This is a genomic window from Pediococcus ethanolidurans, assembly GCF_964062635.1.
GTDB classification, from domain to species: Bacteria; Bacillota; Bacilli; order Lactobacillales; family Lactobacillaceae; genus Pediococcus; species Pediococcus ethanolidurans.
In genome coordinates this window covers 980,777-999,796 of sequence record NZ_OZ061250.1, presented here as the reverse complement: position 1 = coordinate 999,796, position 19,020 = coordinate 980,777, and the positions used below count along the sequence as shown (strand labels likewise).

The 19,020-nt window shown below is 39.2% G+C and carries 18 protein-coding genes and 1 pseudogene; 5 read left to right on the top strand and 14 right to left on the bottom strand.

Annotation, left to right across the window (positions count from 1 at the left end; all coding sequences use genetic code 11):
* Positions 1-62 precede the first annotated feature (62 nt).
* Complete coding sequence (locus tag AB3219_RS04975) at positions 63-1,460, top strand: DHA2 family efflux MFS transporter permease subunit (protein WP_216753372.1); 1,398 nt, start codon at positions 63-65, stop codon at positions 1,458-1,460.
* A 58-nt stretch (positions 1,461-1,518) separates the two neighbouring features.
* Here the strand turns inward: AB3219_RS04975 and pyrE are convergent, their stop codons facing one another.
* From pyrE to AB3219_RS04940, 7 genes are read right to left on the bottom strand one after another with little or no spacing between them, the layout of a single operon-like run.
* A complete protein-coding gene (gene pyrE / locus AB3219_RS04970) occupies positions 1,519-2,127 on the bottom strand; it encodes an orotate phosphoribosyltransferase (protein ID WP_216753373.1) in 609 nt (202 codons plus the stop codon).
* A 1-nt stretch (position 2,128) separates the two neighbouring features.
* A complete protein-coding gene (pyrF, locus tag AB3219_RS04965) occupies positions 2,129-2,851 on the bottom strand; it encodes an orotidine-5'-phosphate decarboxylase (RefSeq protein WP_260365895.1) in 723 nt (240 codons plus the stop codon).
* The gene (locus AB3219_RS04960; RefSeq protein WP_216753376.1) at positions 2,844-3,767 is read right to left on the bottom strand and encodes a dihydroorotate dehydrogenase; all 924 of its coding nucleotides are present in this window, start codon (positions 3,765-3,767) and stop codon (positions 2,844-2,846) included. The genes pyrF and AB3219_RS04960 overlap by 8 nt, the downstream gene beginning before the upstream one ends.
* 18 nt (positions 3,768-3,785) lie before the next feature.
* On the bottom strand, positions 3,786-6,965 hold the full coding sequence (gene carB / locus AB3219_RS04955; RefSeq protein WP_216753377.1) for a carbamoyl-phosphate synthase large subunit: 3,180 nt from the start codon (positions 6,963-6,965) through the stop codon (positions 3,786-3,788).
* Complete coding sequence (gene carA / locus AB3219_RS04950) at positions 6,958-8,064, bottom strand: glutamine-hydrolyzing carbamoyl-phosphate synthase small subunit (RefSeq protein WP_260365896.1); 1,107 nt, start codon at positions 8,062-8,064, stop codon at positions 6,958-6,960. Before carA ends, carB begins: the two co-directional genes overlap by 8 nt.
* Positions 8,057-9,340 carry a dihydroorotase gene (locus AB3219_RS04945; RefSeq protein WP_216762964.1) on the bottom strand — a complete coding sequence of 428 codons (1,284 nt, stop codon included), beginning with the start codon at positions 9,338-9,340 and terminating at the stop codon, positions 8,057-8,059. Before AB3219_RS04945 ends, carA begins: the two co-directional genes overlap by 8 nt.
* A 15-nt stretch (positions 9,341-9,355) precedes the next feature.
* Complete coding sequence (locus AB3219_RS04940) at positions 9,356-10,279, bottom strand: aspartate carbamoyltransferase catalytic subunit (RefSeq protein ID WP_260365897.1); 924 nt, start codon at positions 10,277-10,279, stop codon at positions 9,356-9,358.
* Positions 10,280-10,710: 431 nt separating this feature from the next.
* On the opposite strand from AB3219_RS04940, the gene AB3219_RS04935 reads away from it, so the two are divergent.
* Positions 10,711-10,866, top strand: a complete 156-nt coding sequence (locus AB3219_RS04935) for a hypothetical protein (protein WP_216753381.1) — start codon at positions 10,711-10,713, stop codon at positions 10,864-10,866.
* Positions 10,867-11,089: 223 nt separating this feature from the next.
* A complete protein-coding gene (locus AB3219_RS04930; RefSeq protein ID WP_367369339.1) occupies positions 11,090-11,641 on the top strand; it encodes a YiiX/YebB-like N1pC/P60 family cysteine hydrolase in 552 nt (183 codons plus the stop codon).
* Positions 11,642-12,182: 541 nt separating this feature from the next.
* Here AB3219_RS04930 and AB3219_RS04925 read toward each other — a convergent pair.
* Both AB3219_RS04925 and AB3219_RS04920 read right to left on the bottom strand, forming a co-directional pair.
* Positions 12,183-13,034: a hypothetical protein gene (locus AB3219_RS04925; RefSeq protein ID WP_260365898.1), complete on the bottom strand. Its 852-nt coding sequence runs from the start codon at positions 13,032-13,034 to the stop codon at positions 12,183-12,185.
* 135 nt (positions 13,035-13,169) lie between these two features.
* Positions 13,170-13,583: a MarR family winged helix-turn-helix transcriptional regulator gene (locus AB3219_RS04920; protein ID WP_260365899.1), complete on the bottom strand. Its 414-nt coding sequence runs from the start codon at positions 13,581-13,583 to the stop codon at positions 13,170-13,172.
* A gap of 75 nt (positions 13,584-13,658) precedes the next feature.
* On the opposite strand from AB3219_RS04920, the pseudogene AB3219_RS04915 reads away from it, so the two are divergent.
* Both AB3219_RS04915 and AB3219_RS04910 read left to right on the top strand, forming a co-directional pair.
* A pseudogene (locus AB3219_RS04915) lies at positions 13,659-14,099 on the top strand (GNAT family N-acetyltransferase).
* A 155-nt stretch (positions 14,100-14,254) separates the two neighbouring features.
* Complete coding sequence (locus AB3219_RS04910; protein WP_057805484.1) at positions 14,255-14,476, top strand: hypothetical protein; 222 nt, start codon at positions 14,255-14,257, stop codon at positions 14,474-14,476.
* 226 nt (positions 14,477-14,702) lie between these two features.
* Here AB3219_RS04910 and AB3219_RS04905 read toward each other — a convergent pair whose 3' ends face one another.
* The 5 genes from AB3219_RS04905 to AB3219_RS04885 form a co-directional block, all read right to left on the bottom strand.
* Complete coding sequence (locus tag AB3219_RS04905) at positions 14,703-14,891, bottom strand: hypothetical protein (RefSeq protein ID WP_367369338.1); 189 nt, start codon at positions 14,889-14,891, stop codon at positions 14,703-14,705.
* The gene (locus AB3219_RS04900; RefSeq protein ID WP_260365900.1) at positions 14,872-15,075 is read right to left on the bottom strand and encodes a hypothetical protein; all 204 of its coding nucleotides are present in this window, start codon (positions 15,073-15,075) and stop codon (positions 14,872-14,874) included. Before AB3219_RS04900 ends, AB3219_RS04905 begins: the two co-directional genes overlap by 20 nt.
* Positions 15,076-15,172: 97 nt before the next feature.
* Positions 15,173-16,075 carry an alpha/beta hydrolase gene (locus AB3219_RS04895; RefSeq protein ID WP_260365901.1) on the bottom strand — a complete coding sequence of 301 codons (903 nt, stop codon included), beginning with the start codon at positions 16,073-16,075 and terminating at the stop codon, positions 15,173-15,175.
* A 141-nt stretch (positions 16,076-16,216) separates the two neighbouring features.
* Entirely contained in the window at positions 16,217-16,546 is a 330-nt protein-coding gene (locus tag AB3219_RS04890) for a hypothetical protein (RefSeq protein WP_253953624.1), read from the bottom strand.
* Between the two features lie 701 nt (positions 16,547-17,247).
* Positions 17,248-18,888, bottom strand: coding sequence for a peptide ABC transporter substrate-binding protein (locus AB3219_RS04885; RefSeq protein WP_216753394.1), 1,641 nt, complete (start codon positions 18,886-18,888; stop codon positions 17,248-17,250).
* Positions 18,889-19,020: the final 132 nt, after the last annotated feature.

Genomic DNA, 19,020 nt, shown 5'->3' with positions numbered 1-19,020 from the left:
CGAAAGTGCAACATACCTGATTAAGGTATATGGTGCTTCAGTTAAAATTTGGAGGTTTTTTTATGCAAGAAGTATCATCAGTTAGTTCCAAAACGAAATTGTCAATCGTTGGCAGTGCCGGGTTAGCCTTTTGTGGCGTGCTGGTGGAAACCGCCATGAACGTGACTTTTCCAACTTTAATGGCGCAATTTCACGAGAGTTTAAATAACGTTCAGTGGGTAACCACCGCTTATTTATTAGTTGTAGCAGCAACCATGACGGTAACTGCATTCATTCAGCGGCGATTTAAATTCAAAGCAATTCTTGGAACCGCTGGACTACTGTTTATTTTGGGAATTCTATTTTCTGGAACGGCCACGTCCCTTGTCATGTTATTAGTCGGAAGAATTATTCAAGGAATTAGTACCGGCTTAGTGATGCCACTCATGTTTGCCATCATCATGCATCAAGTTCCCCTTTCTAAACAGGGACAGTATGTCGGTATGGCCGGAATGGTGGTTGCTTTTGCGCCATCTCTGGGACCGACTTATGGTGGCTTCATTACCCAAATGTATGCATGGCCACTCATTTTCTGGTTAACTCTACCAATTGGAGTACTAAGTTGTTTGTTAGCCCTATTTACCGTGCAACAAGGTCAGCCACCAGTCAAAAGTCATTTTCCATTAATACAGTTTTTACTTGTCTTTCTAGGATTGACGGGTTTAACGTTAGCCGTTAATTATGCTGGAAACGGCAGTTTGATCACGCCACTTGTCTATGGAAACTTGATCTTTGGGATTTTATGCTTTGCCATCTTTATTGTCTTAGCGCTTCGTAACGCGCAACCATTAATTAACATCCGTATTTTCAAAAACTTATTATTTACGCGCGCAGTTTTAATTTATTTCTTGATTCAGTTCGTTCAAATTGGGCTAACTTTTGTATTACCAACTTTTGCCCAGCTTTCTTTAAGACAGGGTGTGATGTTATCTGGAATGATGCTCCTAGCCGGTAGTTTACTATCTGCCATTATTGCACCGTTTACAGGTCGACTGCTTGATCATTATTCAGCAAAGATTCCTTTTTCCATTGGGGCGGTCTTTTTGTTAGTTGGCATCGGCTTGTTACTTATTTTTACAAACTATTTGTCAACAATGACCATTGTCATTTTCTACGCCATTTACATGTTAGGTTTTAGCTTCTTATTCAATAATTCGTTAACTTTTGGGTTGCAACAGCTAAAGCCAACTGAAATTGGTGATGGTAATGCCATTTTTAATACGCTGCAACAGTACTCTGGTTCACTAGGAACTGCCATTGCCTCAACGATTTTGGCGATGACAACACAAAACATTCCGCATTCATCAACCATTAGACAAACTGTTGTGGGTAGTCATGATGTCTTTATGTTCTTTGCCGTTTTGTGTGTGCTGACCACTTGTTTGATCATTTCATTACCTAAAAAGGTTAACGACCATTAACTAAAAAATCTTCACTGTTAACGAAACAACTTTCGTAATTCAGTGGAGATTTTTCAGTTTATAAATGCCAATCCTTTAAAATGGCTAGTTCAGCATCACTAATTTTGTTTTCAGCTTTAGCCACCTTAATTAAGGTGCTGTAATTAGTAACGGTTTGCAAAGGAATTTGTGCTTGCTTGAAATTGACATCTGCCGCCGCTAACTGATAGCTAAAAATCCCAGCCACACCAACCACCTTGGCATTATCTTTTTGAACAGCTTGCACCGCACCCAAAACACTTTTACCTGTGGAAATAAGATCATCAATGACAACGACTTTTTGTCCGGCTTTCAAAACACCTTCGATTTGTTTACCTTGTCCATGATCCTTTGGTTTGGAACGCACATAAATCAAAGGTAAATTTAACGCTTCCGCTACCCAAGCCGCGTGCGGAATTCCTGCCGTAGCGGTGCCCGCAATCACCTCAGCATCTGGATAATTGGTTTTAATTACCTCCACTAATCCTTTACAAATTAATTGACGAACTTGGGGATAAGAAATTGTCAGTCGGTTATCACAGTATATCGGGCTCTTTAATCCACTTGCCCATGTGAAAGGTTCGTTTGGTCGTAAAGCCACTGCTTTGATTTCTAATAAAGAATGGGCAACCTGTTCAGCAATTGTCATTTTAGTTTTCCTCCTTAAATTCGTTTGCAATTTGTTGATAAGCGATTTGGGAATTATCACTTTGCGTAATCGGACGCCCCACAACAATGCCATTACTTCCTAACTGAGCGGCTTTTGCTGGTGTCACAACGCGCTTTTGATCATCTTGTTTAGCTTGTTGTGGTCGAATTCCTGGCGTAATACACAAAAACTTTTCACTAACCACTTCACGAATAAACGGTACCTCCAAAGCCGAACAAATGACCCCATCTAAACTAGTTTTTTGAGCTAATTGCGCATAGTTTTGCACCGATTCTTTCAAAGAAATTGCCACATGTTGTTGTGTATGTAAAATCTGTTCATCAATTGAAGTTAATTGAGTGATTGCCAATAATTTAGCCGGTTTTGTGCCAATTTCTTGCGCACCTTGTAACAACCCTCTTTTTCCAGCTGCCAACATTTCAGCACCACCGGCCGCATGAATAGTGGTCATTTTAACACCCAGTTGGCCAATCACCCGTGCCGCGCGTTCCACTGTATTAGGAATATCATGCAATTTTAAATCTAAGAAAACATCAAAGCCTAGTTGCTGAACCTGTGTCACGATATCTGGTCCAAAGTGGTAAAACAATTCCATCCCAATTTTAATTATGGGTCGTGGTTCAACTTGTAATTTTTCCAAAATATCAATCACCTGATCAATATTGGCAACATCCAAAGCCACAATCGGTGCATATTTAATCAAAGTTAACCTCCTGCAATTCCTTCAAAGTTTTGACACCATAGTAATTCATCACAGTTGGTAATTGTGCAATAATCTTAGGACAACTCAGTGGATCATGAAAATTCGCTGCTCCCACTTCAACAGCGCTAGCACCAGCCATCATCATTTCTAAAACATCTTCTGCACTTGAAATGCCACCAACCCCAATAATAGGTAATTGGCAAACTTGATGAACTTTATGAATCATTGCCAAGGCAATTGGTTTCAAAGCTGCTCCTGACAAACCACCGGTTCCGTTAGCCAACGCTGGTTTGCGAGTCTTTAAATCAATGCTCAAGCCGGTTAAAGTGTTAATCATGGTTAATCCAGCTGCACCACCGGCTTCTGCGGCCAAGGCGATGGCCGTCACATCCGTGATATTAGGGGTTAGTTTCACATACAGTGGTACGTGACTCACTGCCACACACTTGCGCGTCAGATCCTCAACTAGTTTTGGATCCGTTCCCATCGCCAAGCCACCATTTTCAACATTGGGACACGAAATATTCAATTCAATCGCCTTAATACTAGGTGATTCGTTGAAGCCTTTGACGACTGCAATGTACTCATCTTCACTAAAACCAGCCGCACTGGCAATAATCGGCAACTCTGGAAAATGGGTGTCCAACCAAGGTAATTTTTCTGCAACTGCCTGTTTGACACCAACATTTTGTAATCCGTTGGCATTTAACCACCCTGCTGTGGTAGCCGTTGTCCGTGGTTTCGGATTACCTGCCCGCGGTTGTAAAGTGGTTGATTTAATCACTAGTCCGCCTAACAGATTCAAATCAAAGCGTTGGGCAAACTCTTGTCCGTACCAACAGGTTCCACTGGCGGGCATCACTGGATTCTTCAACTCTAACCCTGGTAAACTAACTGCTAATCTGTTCTCTGACATGCACTCATCCTCCGTTTTTTATATGGCTTGAATTAAGTAAGCTTGACTCTGTAGCATCGTGACCACTGCTGATAAAGTATCTAATGAAGTTAAAACCAGAATCTCATGACTGATTGCCAGCGCCCGAATCTTGGTATCATCATTAACGGACTCCATGTTGTCATCCACCGTATTCACCACTAACTGAATTTTTTGTTCGGTTAACAGTTGTGCGATTTGCGGCGAATTGGCACTCAATTTTTCAACCCGTTGTTTAACTAACACGCCTCGTTCTGATAGATACTGGGCGGTTCCTTCGGTTGCAAACAAGTTAAATCCTAACTGAACTAACTGGCGAGCTAATTCTGTTGCCTGTGGTTTTTCCGCATCCCGCACCGTCATCAAAATATTTCCGTGCGCTGGCAAATGCACGCCACTTGCTTCAAAGGCCTTATACAAAGCTTTTTCAAAGGAACAATCGCTTCCCATGACTTCACCGGTTGATTTCATCTCTGGTCCAAGTAAACTATCTACTTGATTTAATTTACTAAAAGAGAAAATTGGTGCCTTAACATGCACTAGTTTGGATGGGGCCTGAATACCAGTTTGATAGCCTAGTTGCGCTAATTTTCCACCCATAATTACCTGGGTTGCCAACTGAGTCATTGGAATTTTGGTTGTTTTACTCAAGAATGGCACCGTTCGACTAGCACGGGGATTCACCTCAATGACATAGGCTTGTTCATGATGAATTACAAATTGCACATTCATCAAGCCAAAGCAATTTAGCGCATGTGCCAACTGAATGGTGGCTTGTTCAATCTGGTTGATCACTGCTGGCGACAAGGTTTGCGGTGGATAAACCGCCATCGAATCACCAGAATGAATGCCTGCCCGTTCGATGTGTTCCATGATTCCCGGAATCACAACCGTCTCACCGTCACAAATGGCATCCACTTCGCATTCTTTTCCAACTAAATACCGATCCAACAAAACTGGGTGTTCATGTGAAACCTCAATGGCAGCATGCATATAATGATTTAATTCTTCATCGTTATGCACAATCTCCATTGCGCGACCGCCCAGCACATAGCTAGGACGGACTAACAGTGGATACCCAATTTTTCTGCCAATGGTAAGTGCTTCGTCATTGGTCGTTGCGGTATCTCCTAATGGTTGTGGAATCTTCAATTCTTCAATAATTTGATTAAATTGATCACGATCCTCTGCACGGTTCACATCAGCCACAGCAGTGCCTAAAATTTTAACACCATGGTCGGCCAGCGGTTTGGCTAGATTGATCGCGGTTTGTCCACCAAATTGAACAATCACACCAAGTGGCTTTTCTAGGTCAACAACGTTTAAAACATCTTCCAAAGTTAATGGTTCAAAGTAGAGTTTGTCTGAAATCGAAAAATCCGTTGAAACTGTTTCAGGATTGTTATTCATGATAATTGCACGATAACCGGCCGCTTTGAGCGTTTGCACACAGTGAACGGTGGCATAGTCAAACTCAATTCCCTGCCCAATTCGAATGGGCCCCGCACCTATAACCATGACCGTTGGTTGCTCACTAGGTTGACTTTCATTTTCTGTTTCGTAGGTACTATAAAAGTAAGGTGTGTGTGATTCAAACTCGGCGGCACAGGTATCCACCATTTTATAAACTGGCCAAATTTGATTAACCTGCCGTAATTTTCTAATTTCATCTGCAGTTTGATCCCATGCCTTACCAATAATGACATCCGTAAATCCATTTTGTTTGGCAAGCTTGAGGGTCGTTAGATTATTAGGCTGTTGCTGTAAAAAAACTTCGATTTCTAAAATGTGACTTAATTTATCCAAGAAAAACTCGTCAATTTTAGTTAATTCATGAATTTCAGCAACTGACCATTGGCGACGTAAAGCTTCCATGACACAGAACAAACGATCATCCCGCGCATGCACCAATCTTTCTGTTAGTTGTTGTTCAGTGAGTTTGGTTAGTGCAGGCGAACCCATTAAGTCTTCACCAATTTCAAGTGAGCGGACTGCCTTTTGCGTAGCTTCTTCAATATTGCGACCAATGGCCATCACTTCACCAGTGGCCTTCATTTGCGTTCCTAACAATCGATCAGCATGATTGAATTTATCAAATGGCCAGCGCGGAATTTTGCAAACGACATAATCCAGTGCGGGTTCAAAGGCAGCAAAGGTGGTCTGCGTAACTGGATTTTTAATTTCATCCAGAGTTAACCCGACCGCAATTTCTGCGGCTAGTTTGGCAATTGGATATCCGGTGGCCTTAGAAGCCAGTGCTGACGAACGACTCACTCGGGGATTAACTTCAATAATGTAATACTGATAACTATGAGGATCTAAAGCTAGTTGAGCATTACAGCCACCCTCAATTTTCAAGGCCGAGATAAGCTTTAAAGAAACATCCCGAAGCATTTGATATTCCCGATCCGACAAGGTCTGCACGGGCGCATAGACAATTGAGTCTCCTGTATGAATACCAACGGGATCGAAGTTTTCCATTGAACACACAACCATGGTGTTGTCGTTATGATCTCGCATCACCTCAAACTCAATTTCTTTAAACCCAGCAATACTTTGTTCAATTAAAACTTGTGTAATGGGTGATAAGTCCAACCCGTTTTCAGCAATTTTAGTCAACTCAGTCATATTTTCAGCAATGCCACCGCCCGTCCCTCCTAGTGTATAAGCGGGACGAATGATAACCGGAAAGCCTATCTGTTCACTAAATGTCTGGGCCTGTTTAACGGTGGTAACGGTCTGAGACTTTGGGACTGGTTCACCGAGTTTTTGCATCAGCTCTTTAAACTGTTCACGATCCTCGGCTTGATTAATAGAGTGTAAACTTGTTCCCAACAGTTCGATATTAAAATCCTTCAATACTCCGGCTTCGGCTAATTGTTTTGCAAGATTTAAGCCGGTTTGCCCACCGACTGTTGGTAAAATGGCATCTGGCCGCTCTTTTCTAATAACTCGGCTGACAAATTCTAGGGTCAAAGGTTCAATGTACACTTGATCCGCAATTTCTGGATCAGTCATGATGGTAGCCGGATTAGAATTAACGAGCACCACTTCATAACCTTCTGCTTTTAAGGCGAGACAGGCTTGTGAACCCGAATAATCAAACTCAGCGGCCTGACTAATAATGATCGGACCAGAACCAATGACTAAAATCTTATGAATATCTTGACGCTTAGGCATGTGTGCTTATCCTCCTTTGACGTTGAAAACTATCAATATTATCTAAGAACTCATCAAAAAGGTAACTTGCATCATGAGGACCGGGAGCGGCATCAGGATGGAACTGAACTGAAAAGGCCGGATATTTTTTATGCCGCAAGCCTTCAATAGTTTGATCATTAATTTCTTGGTGGGTGACCAATAAATCAGTTTGTTGCACAGACGCTGCATCCACCGCGTAACCATGATTCTGGGCCGTAAAATCAATCCGATTTGTCGCAATTTCGCGAACAGGTTGATTAAAACCCCGATGGCCAAATTTCATCTTATAAGTATCAGCACCATTAGCGAGCGCGAAAAGTTGATGACCCAAACAAATGCCGAAGAGCGGAACCGTTTTTTCAACCGTCCGAATCATCTCGAGTGCAGTTGGCACGTCTTTCGGATCACCAGGGCCGTTACTTAACAAAACGCCGTCTGGTTGATAGTTTAAAACCTGTTGGGCTGTTGCAGTTGCCGGCAATACTGTGACATTACATTGCCGTTGCGCTAATTCGCGAAGAATACTATGTTTCAAGCCAAAATCGATCACAACAATTCGTTTGCCTGAATTTGGATTTGGATTTGGATACGCATTTTGGGTAGTACTCTGAGTCACCAAATCCGGTGAAGTTTTTTTGACGTCACTTTGTAAGAATGCTTGCGCTTGTTCTAAAGTATTAACCAAGGCTGCTTTCATCGTGCCTTGAGCCCTCACAATTTTGGTTAGTTCACGCGTATCAATGCCCGCAATTCCGGGAATATGATGCTGTTTTAAAAACTCATCCAAGTTCATTTGACTACGCCAATTACTAACCTTGCGCGCGAGTTCATGGACAACCACCCCAGCTGTTCTGGGAGTTACCGACTCATCATCATCAAAATTAATGTCATAATTGCCAATTAACGGATAGGTAAACATTAAAATTTCTCCATTATAGGATTGGTCTGTAATTGATTCTTGATAACCGGTCATGCCAGTGTTAAAAACTAATTCACCGATACAGTTCACTTCTCCACCAAATGCGGTTCCCTCATAAATTCCACCATCTGCTAACACTAAATATCGTTTTTTAATCATTATCTTGTTTCCTCCGATAGGCAACCTTTCCATCAACCAGCGTTAATACTGTTGATCCAAACACGCTCTCACCAATAAACGGCGAATTGTGCCCTTTCGATAAAAAATTGGTTTCTTTAATGGATACTTGCCGATCTAAATCAAAAACGGCAATGTCCGCTGAATCGCCGACTTTAAGTTGACCCGCATTTTGTAACTGAAACAATTTTTTAGGCGCTGTACTCATCCAATTAATTAAATTTGCCAGTGGCCAAATTTCGGTTTTAACAAATTTGGTATACAACAATGCAAACGCAGTCTCGGATCCAACGATGCCATTTGGTGAACTCAAAATTCCTAATTCTTTTTCTGCTTCTGTGTGTGGTGCGTGATCGGTTGCAATCATGTCAATTGTGCCATCCATCAACCCGGCGACACACGCCAATCGATCTGCGGCACTACGGAGAGGTGGATTCATTTTAAATTGGGCGGCATGCTCAGCTTTAATCATGGTGTCATCCAACAAAAGATGATGTGGGGTTACCTCGCAGGTCACATTGACACCTTGAGCCTTTGCAACTCGAATTAAATTAATACTTTCTTTAGTCGATACATGGCAAACATGGTAATGAACGCCTGTACTAGCCGCCAATACTAAATTACGGGCAATTTGAGCAGTTTCACTCACATTATTCACACCTGGAACTTTAAATTTTTGCGCAGCTGCGCCAGCATTAAGTACCCCGCCATTAGTCAAAGTCATATCCTGCGCATGGTCACACAATGGTAATCGTAGTTTGGCAAGGACTTGCATAGCCCTCAACATCACATTTGCGTTTTCAATTCCGGCACCATCATCACTAAATGCAAATGCACCAGCGTTAGCCAATTGTGCAAAATCGACTATTTCATGACCCGCACGTTTTTTGGTAACCGGAGCGTACTGTTTAATTTTTACAGATGTCTGCTGATTCAATTCTAATTGATGTTTAAATCGTGTCGGTGTGTCAGGTGTAGGATTTAAATTTGCCATTGCACCAATCGTTGTAAACCCACCGTGAACAGCTGCAGCTCCACCAGTACGAATGGTTTCTTTATTCGTAAATCCCGGTTCACGTAAATGAACATGTAGATCAATTAAACCTGGCGAAATGAACGCATGCTGTAAATCAATGACTTCATCTGCCTGATTAGTTGCACCATTTAGTTCCTGAATACGACCATTTACAATTAAAATCTGGAGTGGAACCAACTTATGCTCAACAAAACCCACGCCATTTTTTAATAATAGTGTCATTGCTGTTCAGCTCCCCTACAAAAGTTTTTGATACCGTAATAGACTACTCAAAATCGCCATTCGTACGAATACGCCATTCTTCATTTGCGTAAAAATTCTGGAATGCGAACTTTCAACCAGTTCATCATCGATTTCAACACCGCGGTTGACGGGAGCCGGATGCAAGATAATGGCATCCGATTTTAATGCTTTAATTCGATTTGAAGTAATACCAAATTGCTTGCGATAGGCCTGTTCGTCAAACTGGCTGTTAGAACTTCCAGAAAGTCGTTCATGTTGCACACGCAAAATGTTGATGACGTCCATTTTGGGTAAAAGTTCCGCAAAACTACCGAATTTTCCGTAACGTTCAAGTTGTGGATCAAACCATTCTTCAGGACCGGAGAAGTAAACTTCAGCTCCCAATCGAGATAACATTTCCGCATTTGATCTTGCCACCCGCGAATGGCAGATATCGCCATTGATTAAAACTTTCAGTCCTTTAAAATGTTCAAATTGTTCATAAATGGTCATCATATCAAGTAGACATTGTGAGGGATGTTGACCAGAGCCATCACCAGCATTGGCAATTCCAATTTTCAAATTAGGAGCATCTATCAAGTCTTGATAGTAATTGTTTTGTGAGTGGCGAATCACTGCAATGTTGACGCCGATTTCTTCAATGGTTCGTAAGGTGTCATACAGGCTTTCTCCCTTATTAACCGAACTAGTTGCGGCATTAAAATTTAACACCTGCATGCCTAATTTCATCTCTGCCATCTGAAAACTGGTTTTAGTTCTGGTAGAATCTTCGAAAAATAAATTCATTGCATACGCTGGTTTTAACAAGTGAACCTTTTTACCTGATTTAAATGCCTGTGCCTCATGAATGAAATCTAACGCATCGTCTGCCGTTAATTGATCAATCGAAACTAAATTTGCCTGTATTTGTTCTACCATGCTGTTTCTTCCTTTCGTTTCTACATAAAAAAGCACTTAGTTAACCGTTTTCTGATTAACTAAGTGCTTTAGCTTGTGTTGTAGATTCTCCGCAAGAGCTTATGCGAAGACTTTACTGCACCGTTTTGTTCTCTCAGGAAACAATTAAATGGTTCAGTGACATTATTCAATTTTAAAAAAGATCCCTTAGCCGTTAAGCCAAGGGGTCTTCCTGTTGCTTTCATCGGAATCCTTCTTGGTCTCTCGGACTAAGTTAAAGGTCTTTATGTTGTGATTACTTTAGTCTTAAATATGGTGAATGTCAACATTAAAAAATAAACTGGTATGTGTCAAGTTTTAGTAGGGAAGTGAAAAAAGCCTTTTCAAAACACGAGAAGACCGTTAATCTTCTAATTAGGTTGGTAGCCAAAAATTAGGAGGTAACGGTCTTCATGTCTCAAATCTTAACAGAAATCATGACAGTTTTAAAGGATAGTAATAGTTTATTTAATGCGGAACAAGATTTAATGATTCGGTGTCAAGCGTTGATTGCCACTGCTTTAGGTCAAGGTATGTGTCAAATTTTAGTAGGTAGTGTTTCTAATTAGATTTGGTTTCAGTTTTTAACTACTTTCTGATTCCGTTTTGAGGTTGATTTAAAACAGTGTAGATCTCTAAATTTTCTAGAATACTGTCAACTGGTACGTCTAACTGAAGAATTTCCGATTGTTTTGTTTCAAAAAAACTTTATACTGACAATACTTGAGCTTTTTTAAATTAAATCGTTATAATTGAAATTAAATTCTACGCTCATCCAAGGAGAACTCAGTCATGTTTAAAAATGCTGATTTGTTATTTTTACAAAGTATCCCCGATAATTTTTCGCAAGCCATTGTTGACAGCACCGTAACCTCAAAAAAAGTAACTTACGATCACGTTGCGCTTGTTGAAGTCACAGCTGCCAATGAAATATTTGTTCTTCACACCTTACCGTCCACCGGAAGTATTCGTGAACCTTATTCAAGGTTTAAAACTCGAGATTGGGCACAAATTGATCTCTTTCGGGCGAATCAATCCATTGATGCTGCGCAGATTATTGCCCAAGCAAAACAACTGCTTGATCAACCTTATAATGACAGTTACAAACCTAATGCCCATGGCTATTACTGTGCTGATTTTGTTTATACAGCCTTTGAAAATAACCAAATTTTTAAACTCATTCCAATGAACTTTACAGATCAGAAAACCGGAATCATTTTGCCATTTTGGGTCGATTATTATGCACAATTAGGTGTTCCTGTACCCAATGGCAAGTTAGGCTTAGATCCTAATGAAATGGTGCAGCAAGGGGGTTTGCATCAAATCACTAATGTTGTGTTATAAAAAATATTTAAACAAAAACAGCTAAAGGTTGAAAGTATCAAAATCACTTTAATAACTGATGTTAAATGACTCAATCTCCAAAAAATAGTCTAACTGCCGTCCTACGGCTCACTCGGTCTGGAACTGGGTGGGCACGAGACCAATCGCTTCCGGACTAAGAACGTTTGATGTTTCAATAATACTCAGTACCACTGATATAACAACCTTTATATCGCTATGTAAATTTCAAAGATTAGACTTAGTCTGGAAACAAATGGGCTCAGTAGTGACATTTATCTTAGCGGTTTTCGCTTAGATAAAGGCCGAGCTTGAAGACGTGGTTTGCGGCTTCAAGTCGCGCCCACTACGTTCCAGCCCAAATTTGCTGGAAGACGGAATTTAAATCTAATTTTTTACCAAGAACGCTTTTATATCAGACAACAAGATGTGTTTTGGACTCTCAACCTTTAGAAAAACAGCCTAAATATCACAACTGATTACCCAATTGTTAATTTAGACTGTTTTTTATTTTAAAATTTATTAACTTAAAATTTTCCGTCAGTTAGTTCTTAGTTGTTGCAGGTTCTCCCGCCAACAGCCATTCTAACCGTTTCTTTTCGTTAGCTTGCCATGCGGCACTGCGACCTGCATTAGCTGGTAGAGCTTTTCCAGCTTTTAACAATGCCAATTGTTCCTCATCAGAAGCCTGAGTTAACTCATTTTTATGATTCGTTTTAATGATGGTACAAAGGCGATTACCATCTGATGCTGGCTTGCCATAATCATTAAACGTACCACAAACACGAAAAGCGGGAAGTTTCGAGTTTAAATCCTGTGGCGTGATTTCACGATCAAAATAATCCTTAACCATTGCCATAATTAAAAGATCCAAATTTCGTTCATCAAATGAAACCATATTATTTTCATCAACTTGGAACACATCTCGATCGTAGGCAAAACTCTTAGATTGCTTAATGGCATTGCTTTTTGCCTCAAGCGCGGGAAAACCGCCTTGCAAAATATAATAGCAATTATTATCCAGATCAGTTGCTTCTGTTAATTGAACTGAGTTTTCTGAAGAACGATTACCAACGCCCTCCAAGAATTCAGCACCGACAGCGGTAATTTCAAAACGATCTTTAAATAACTCCTCCAGCCATTCTTTGGCTTGTGTCACATCTGATAAATATTTTGATTGATCATCCCAATATTGCTCATTTGAATAGTTCTCACCCAGGTTAAACTTCTTATACAGCTTGGACCATGATTCGATAGTTTTTACGGTTGGTACAAGCGCAATTTTTGTATAATTTGATTTCTGAATATTATTGTCCAGAAAAGTGCCTGCTGCATAGTTCCCAGCAAATTTTAAATAATCAGCCCGTTTTTTTCCAAATATTTCACTATTAGCCATACCTATTTTCCTTTCTGTATCTGCAATGATTCTGATTTCACGTTACCCGAAAAATTAACCGATTACAAGTATATATTTATTTTTTTGCTTTTCATAGTTGCATTTGCAACTTATTGTGCTAAACTACATTTATATTTATAAAGCATTATAAATTTTTTCTAACGTTTTACCAAGGGTAAGCTGCTCACTTGGTGAAACGTCTTTAAGCGCATTTTGAATGTATGCTTGTTCAATCCGATATAGTTGATTATAAACTTCTTTTCCCTTTTTGGTTGGGTAAAGATTTTTAAACTTTTTATTCTGAGGATCAGTCACCTTATCGATATATCCTTCTGCAATTAACTTATTCAAGGCCCTGCTTAAAGTGGTTTTATCGACTCTAACCATTGTTACTAACTCAACTTGTGAAAGGCCTTCATTTTCGACAATTCTCATTAAATAAACAAACAAGTTGTTATCCAAGCCTAATTGACTGACTTGTTGATTAACACTGGTTGTTGATTGTCGTGAAATAGATCCAATCAATCTGTATAGTTTTGTACTATCCATTCATTTGCTCCTTAAAGTTGTTTAGTTGTATTTTCAACTATATTATACCTATTAATTAAAGAAAGAGGAATGTTTATGTGGCAGATCAAAAAAATTAATGAATGATCAAGTTTAGACCTATACCATCTTTTAAAACTACGTATTGACACCTTTGTCGTGGAACAAACTCGTATTTATCACGAATTGGATGATAACGACTTAATTGCTTACCATCTTTATTACCAAGACAAAACTAATTCTGATGTTTTAGCTTACGCACGTGTTTTTGAAGTGGATGATCATGTTACCTTTGGCAGAGTAGTGATTACAAAGAAATTGCGTGGTACCGGCATGGGTAAACAGCTCATCGAACGCATCCTTTCATTGTGTCAGGAAAAATGGCCAAATAAAGAAATTATCATCGAAGCTCAAATACAAGTGACTGGATTTTATAAAAAATTTGGTTTTAAACAAAGTAGTAAACCATTTATTTTTAATAATACTACGCATGTTGAAATGAACTACCGTGTAAATTAGCTGATTAGCCTTCAAAGTTTATTCACTTTTCTTTAATACAACAGGTTAAAGGACTTGAATAGATCATAGTGTAAGGGTTTACTTTTCATCTTTTTTATAATAGAATTTATCTATATGAGATTTAAAATTTTAGCATAGTTTAAGGAGAGAAAAATATGATTGCAGTTAATTCACCACAGAAACAAGACGATATTACCAAGCTTTTGACAGAATATGATGGCGAGTTTAAATACGAATTTGTTAAGAAAACTGGTATGAAACTCGAATTCAAAGTTACTCCTGATAATGATTTAGATGCTGCTGCAAAAACAGCAAAGGGTCTAATCAAGGGTGAAAAATGGGGTTCCGTTTTATTCTTCCAAGTTGTTGCTGAATAATATTTCTTAAATCGTTAATTAAGAAAAACTAGCTGCCAAGAAGTGCAGTTAGTTTTTTTACCATTTTATTGCTTAAACTTTTTTCGATACTTACGAATAAATACAGCCAACTCTTTGACATCTTTAAGAGATAACTTTCCGAGTTTCACAGCATGGTCAATTGTATTGAGAAAATTGTGCCAATATCTATATACGAAAGCTTTTTTAATCCTAGTAAGTTCCAATCCTAGATCTCAAAATACTCCGCCTTATTACGATTAGATTTAGAATTAAATTTGCTAGTGATATTGAAGAAGTGAAGTATGCCATCCTTATTCTCTAAAATTACTACTGGGCGTCCTTTATCTCCTGCTCTTTCAATAAATCCCACATAAATACTAATAACCCCATTTTCTTTAATAGTCTTCGGATTCATCTTTTAACCAATTTTCAATCTTTTTTCGCGTATCTAGTTTCTCCTCAGGTAACCCTTTTATCGAATTAAGCAAGTCCTGATTAGCCCTTTGCTCTTCTGTTAATTTTAGATCAAATGGCATGCCACCTTCTACCGGTGCTTTATCTATATTAATTTGTATTTTCTTTTTCTCTTTTACACTCATTTGAATTTCCCCATCTTTTTATAATCAATTAACATCAACATTTGAAGTTTTTCAGTTATAAACTAGATCTACTAATCAAACTGAATCTAAAAACTAATTACTTCATCAAAGTACGCAAAAACTCAGCCTGAGCATGATTAGCGTTTGCTGCTATTGCGTCACGTTGATTCAATTGAAATACGTGTTCGCGTGGTTCTTTTTCATCACCATAAACTTTAAATTCGTGTGGAACACCCTTATCAATTAAAAACTGGTCAAAACGAACTCCCTCATCATGTAGAAAATCATGATTAGCTGTCATGACAAAAACTGGTGGGAATTTTGTGGTAATGAATTTTTCAGTGTGTAATTGTTGATCATAGCGGTGCATCACTTCAGGCGTGTAATAGGCACTCATCAAGCTATTTTCAGGAATTGCTCCTGAGCGTTCAATGAAATAAAAGCCACTATTTAAACAACCACCACGAATTTTTAGTTTCTCACTACTTACCAAACCAAGTGCCGTGCGATACGCTTCGTTTGAATAAGCTGTTAAATACTGTTCAGCTAACGTTCCTCCCGCACTATCACCAATCACAAATACATTATCGACATCTAAGTGGTATTTTTCACAATGCTCAGAAATCCATTGACCAACTAATGCCGTATCTTTTAAAGCACCCGGAAATGGTGTTTTAGGAGCTAGTCGATAATTGAAGTTCACCACGCCAAAACCAACTCTTGCCCAGCCAAGACAATAATGTTGATATAGTTCTTTAGAGCCATAAACGTTGCCACCGCCATGAATATCAATGATTACCGGAACCTTTTGTGTGATTTCTTTTGGTGTATATACATCCAATAGATTTTCGGTTCCGGCTGGCCCATAGCTCAAATTATCGTACCGCGTGACATCTGCAAACTGGGTTGGTAACCCAGCATCTCTTTTCTCATCAGAAACTCGCCACTGATCTGTTGTCTCTTTAATAGCTTTTAGAACTGCTTGCTTTGATTCTGTCATCCTAATGCTTCCCTTCAAAAACTTTGTCCAGATATTTTATTTTAGCACCAAAATTAGAAAACGCTTTCTACAAACAAAAAAAGCATCTCAATTCTAGAGAAATGGCTAAATTTCTCTAGAATCAAAACACTTTTGGAAACTTTATTTAGTCTCAGAAACACCTTTTTCGACTGCATCGATTAAAGTGTCCATTTTGGTGGGCTCTTCTTCACAATCAAAAATAGCACCATGATAAATCTGGCGAATTGGATCCTTGATGTCCATATAGCGACTATCAAATTTTTTCACAGTATACTTTCCGTCTGGTTCCATCAAAAAAATGGCACATCCATCGGCTTCTTTGTACCCATCACGTGTGAACGTCACAGGAAATGTACACTCTCTAAACTGATATTTAATGCCATCAGCGCGAGGGTGAGTCCTCATATTAATTTCAGACAAAAGGTTTTCAACAATGCCATCTAAAGTCATAATTCTTAAACTCCCTTTTCTCAGTAACAGAATATTCCTTTTAAAGTCTAGCACAGCCATGTGATAATAACTAACCAATTTTTACACTAACTAACTCAAATTAACACAAAAAATCTTCAAAACTCTAATGATAAACTGGCTTTATTATCATCAAGCTTTGAAGAATTTTTATTTTCTAACTAAAGGTTGAAAGTATCAAAATCGCTTAAATAACTGCTGTTAAACGAATTAGCCTATAAAAAATAGTCTAAAATGCTGTCTTCCAGCAAATTTGGGCTAGAACGTAGTGGGCACGACTTGAAGCCGCAAACCACGTCTCCAAGCTCGGCCGTTATCTAAGCAAAAACCGCTAAGATAAATGTCACTACTGAGCCCATTTGCTTCCAGACTATGTCTAATCATTGCAATCTCCATAGAGATATAAAGGTTATTATATCAGCGTTACTGAGCATTATTGAAACATCAAACGTTCTTAGTACGGAGGCGATTGGTCTCAGGGGTGAAATTATCCTTAGTAATTTATTACTTAGGATAAGGCCGAGTTTGAAGACAAGTGTTCTTCTTGGCTTCAAATCGTGCCCACCCCGTTCCAGACCGGGTGAGCCATAGGACGGCATTTTAATCTAATTTTGTTACAAAAAACGCTTTTATATCAGGCAACGAGATGTGTTTTGGACTTTCAATCTTTAGTTTCTAACTAATTATTTAACCACATAGGCCTTCTTCAAATAAGTTCCGCCATCAGTTGTTGAAACTGCATCTTTTACCTTAGGATTATGCAGATAGGTTGAAGCCCCTTGATCAATCACAGCCACACCCTGTTGTTTCATCAAAACTTTTTCGGCTTTCACATAATCGTCATACCGTGCCTGACTATTAGTTGCATCCGTGGTAATAGCAACTTTCATATACTTGTCAAAAGTTTTATTACTGAATGACCCAAAGTTATAAGGATTGCCAGTTTGTTCGAGTTGCAAAACATCCATCAAATCAAGAAAGTCTGGGCTCCAACCAGTCAACGCCATATCAAAACCAGTGTGACTCGACATCTTCGTAATTGCCGATTTCTTTGGTAAAGTACTTTCTTTTACATCGGCCCCCTTCAAAGTTTGATTGATCTCACTTTGCATATATTCGGCAACCTGCGAGTTAGATCCTTCATCCCAACACATCAAATTGATCGTTAGCTTTGTTTTACCTAACTGTTTCATTCCTTTTGCCCAATATTTTTTAGCCAAGGTTTTATTTTGAGTTACTGAGTTGGCAACTGCCGCATCAGTTGTAAAATCAGCCCCTGTTTTTGGATTCTCAGTTAATTTAGCAGGCACAAACCCTTTTGGTGTGATTGAACCATCGGCTAACACCTTGCTAGTCACCTGCTTACGATTCAAAACAAGGGAGATGGCTTTGCGAATATTGATATTTTGCATAGCTTTGTTCTTAAAGTTGTAAACGGCATAAGTCATTGAATTCGCCGTTGAGGAATAGAAATCTTTATTGTTCTTTTCTTGTGTGGCTTGTTCACCTGACAGCGAGATATCATCCAACTTCTTAACTTGATACAGATTAAGCGCTGTGCTGGAATTTTGTACCACCTGCATATTAACAGTGGTCAAATGCACCGTCTTTTTATCCCAGTAGTTTGTATTTTTCTTTAGTTTCCAAGTTAAATTGCTACCCGTCCAACCTTTTTGAACAAACGGCCCGTTATAAACGGTTTTATCACTTGATGTGCCATAAGATTTACCATACTTTTCAACCACTTTTTTATCCTGTGGGAAAAATGCAGGTAAAGCCGTCATTTGTTTTAGATAAGGTGCCGGTTTCGCTAAAGTAACTTTAAAAGTTGTTTTGTTCACAGCCTTAACACCTAACGTTTTGACACTCTTTTTCCCATTCATGATTGCATTTGCATTTTTAATTGGTGCAAATAAAAACGCATTGGGTGCCTTCGTAGTCGGATTAACACTTCTTTGCCAGCCATAAACAAAGTTCTGGGCTGTTACCGGATCTCCATTACTCCACTTCATCCCCTTATGGATTGTGAACGTATAGGTCATTCCATCCTTGTTAACGGTTGTTTTGCTAGCTGCTTCGGGCATTAACTTACCCGTTTTGCTGGGGTGATAAAGTCCTTCATTGGTGTTTTCCAATTGAGCAAGCGAAGTTGAATCATCAGCAAGCGATGGATCCATCGTTTCTACCTCAGTATTGGCCATTAAATTATAAGTTTGTTTGGTCGCATAGTCGTGAGTACCTGCACTGGCACTCTTACTTCCACATCCTGCCAACACTGTGGCTGCAATCAGAAACAAAGCTGAAACTTTCCATTTTTTATTCATAAAATCCGCTCCCTTTTTCGTAATTAGATAAAAAAATACCCGCCACACTTCTTACGAAGCACAGCGGGTAACTCAATTATCCTTTTTTATCGAAACGCCAAAAAATTATTAGCTAAGGATTGAAGTCACAGA

Excerpts from the sequence above, each read along its gene's own strand:
- AB3219_RS04975 (WP_216753372.1), top strand. The coding sequence starts at position 63 with ATGCAAGAAGTATCATCAGTTAGTTCCAAAACGAAATTGTCAATCGTT.
- pyrE (WP_216753373.1), bottom strand. The coding sequence starts at position 2,127 with ATGACAATTGCTGAACAGGTTGCCCATTCTTTATTAGAAATCAAAGCA.
- AB3219_RS04895 (WP_260365901.1), bottom strand. The coding sequence starts at position 16,075 with ATGACAGAATCAAAGCAAGCAGTTCTAAAAGCTATTAAAGAGACAACA.
- carB (WP_216753377.1), bottom strand. The coding sequence starts at position 6,965 with ATGCCTAAGCGTCAAGATATTCATAAGATTTTAGTCATTGGTTCTGGT.
- AB3219_RS04935 (WP_216753381.1), top strand. The coding sequence starts at position 10,711 with ATGTCTCAAATCTTAACAGAAATCATGACAGTTTTAAAGGATAGTAAT.
- AB3219_RS04900 (WP_260365900.1), bottom strand. The coding sequence starts at position 15,075 with ATGAGTGTAAAAGAGAAAAAGAAAATACAAATTAATATAGATAAAGCA.
- AB3219_RS04940 (WP_260365897.1), bottom strand. The coding sequence starts at position 10,279 with ATGGTAGAACAAATACAGGCAAATTTAGTTTCGATTGATCAATTAACG.
- AB3219_RS04910 (WP_057805484.1), top strand. The coding sequence starts at position 14,255 with ATGATTGCAGTTAATTCACCACAGAAACAAGACGATATTACCAAGCTT.
- AB3219_RS04945 (WP_216762964.1), bottom strand. The coding sequence starts at position 9,340 with ATGACACTATTATTAAAAAATGGCGTGGGTTTTGTTGAGCATAAGTTG.
- AB3219_RS04960 (WP_216753376.1), bottom strand. The coding sequence starts at position 3,767 with ATGTCAGAGAACAGATTAGCAGTTAGTTTACCAGGGTTAGAGTTGAAG.
- carA (WP_260365896.1), bottom strand. The coding sequence starts at position 8,064 with ATGATTAAAAAACGATATTTAGTGTTAGCAGATGGTGGAATTTATGAG.
- AB3219_RS04920 (WP_260365899.1), bottom strand. The coding sequence starts at position 13,583 with ATGGATAGTACAAAACTATACAGATTGATTGGATCTATTTCACGACAA.
- AB3219_RS04905 (WP_367369338.1), bottom strand. The coding sequence starts at position 14,891 with ATGAATCCGAAGACTATTAAAGAAAATGGGGTTATTAGTATTTATGTG.
- AB3219_RS04930 (WP_367369339.1), top strand. The coding sequence starts at position 11,090 with ATGTTTAAAAATGCTGATTTGTTATTTTTACAAAGTATCCCCGATAAT.
- AB3219_RS04890 (WP_253953624.1), bottom strand. The coding sequence starts at position 16,546 with ATGACTTTAGATGGCATTGTTGAAAACCTTTTGTCTGAAATTAATATG.
- AB3219_RS04885 (WP_216753394.1), bottom strand. The coding sequence starts at position 18,888 with ATGAATAAAAAATGGAAAGTTTCAGCTTTGTTTCTGATTGCAGCCACA.
- AB3219_RS04925 (WP_260365898.1), bottom strand. The coding sequence starts at position 13,034 with ATGGCTAATAGTGAAATATTTGGAAAAAAACGGGCTGATTATTTAAAA.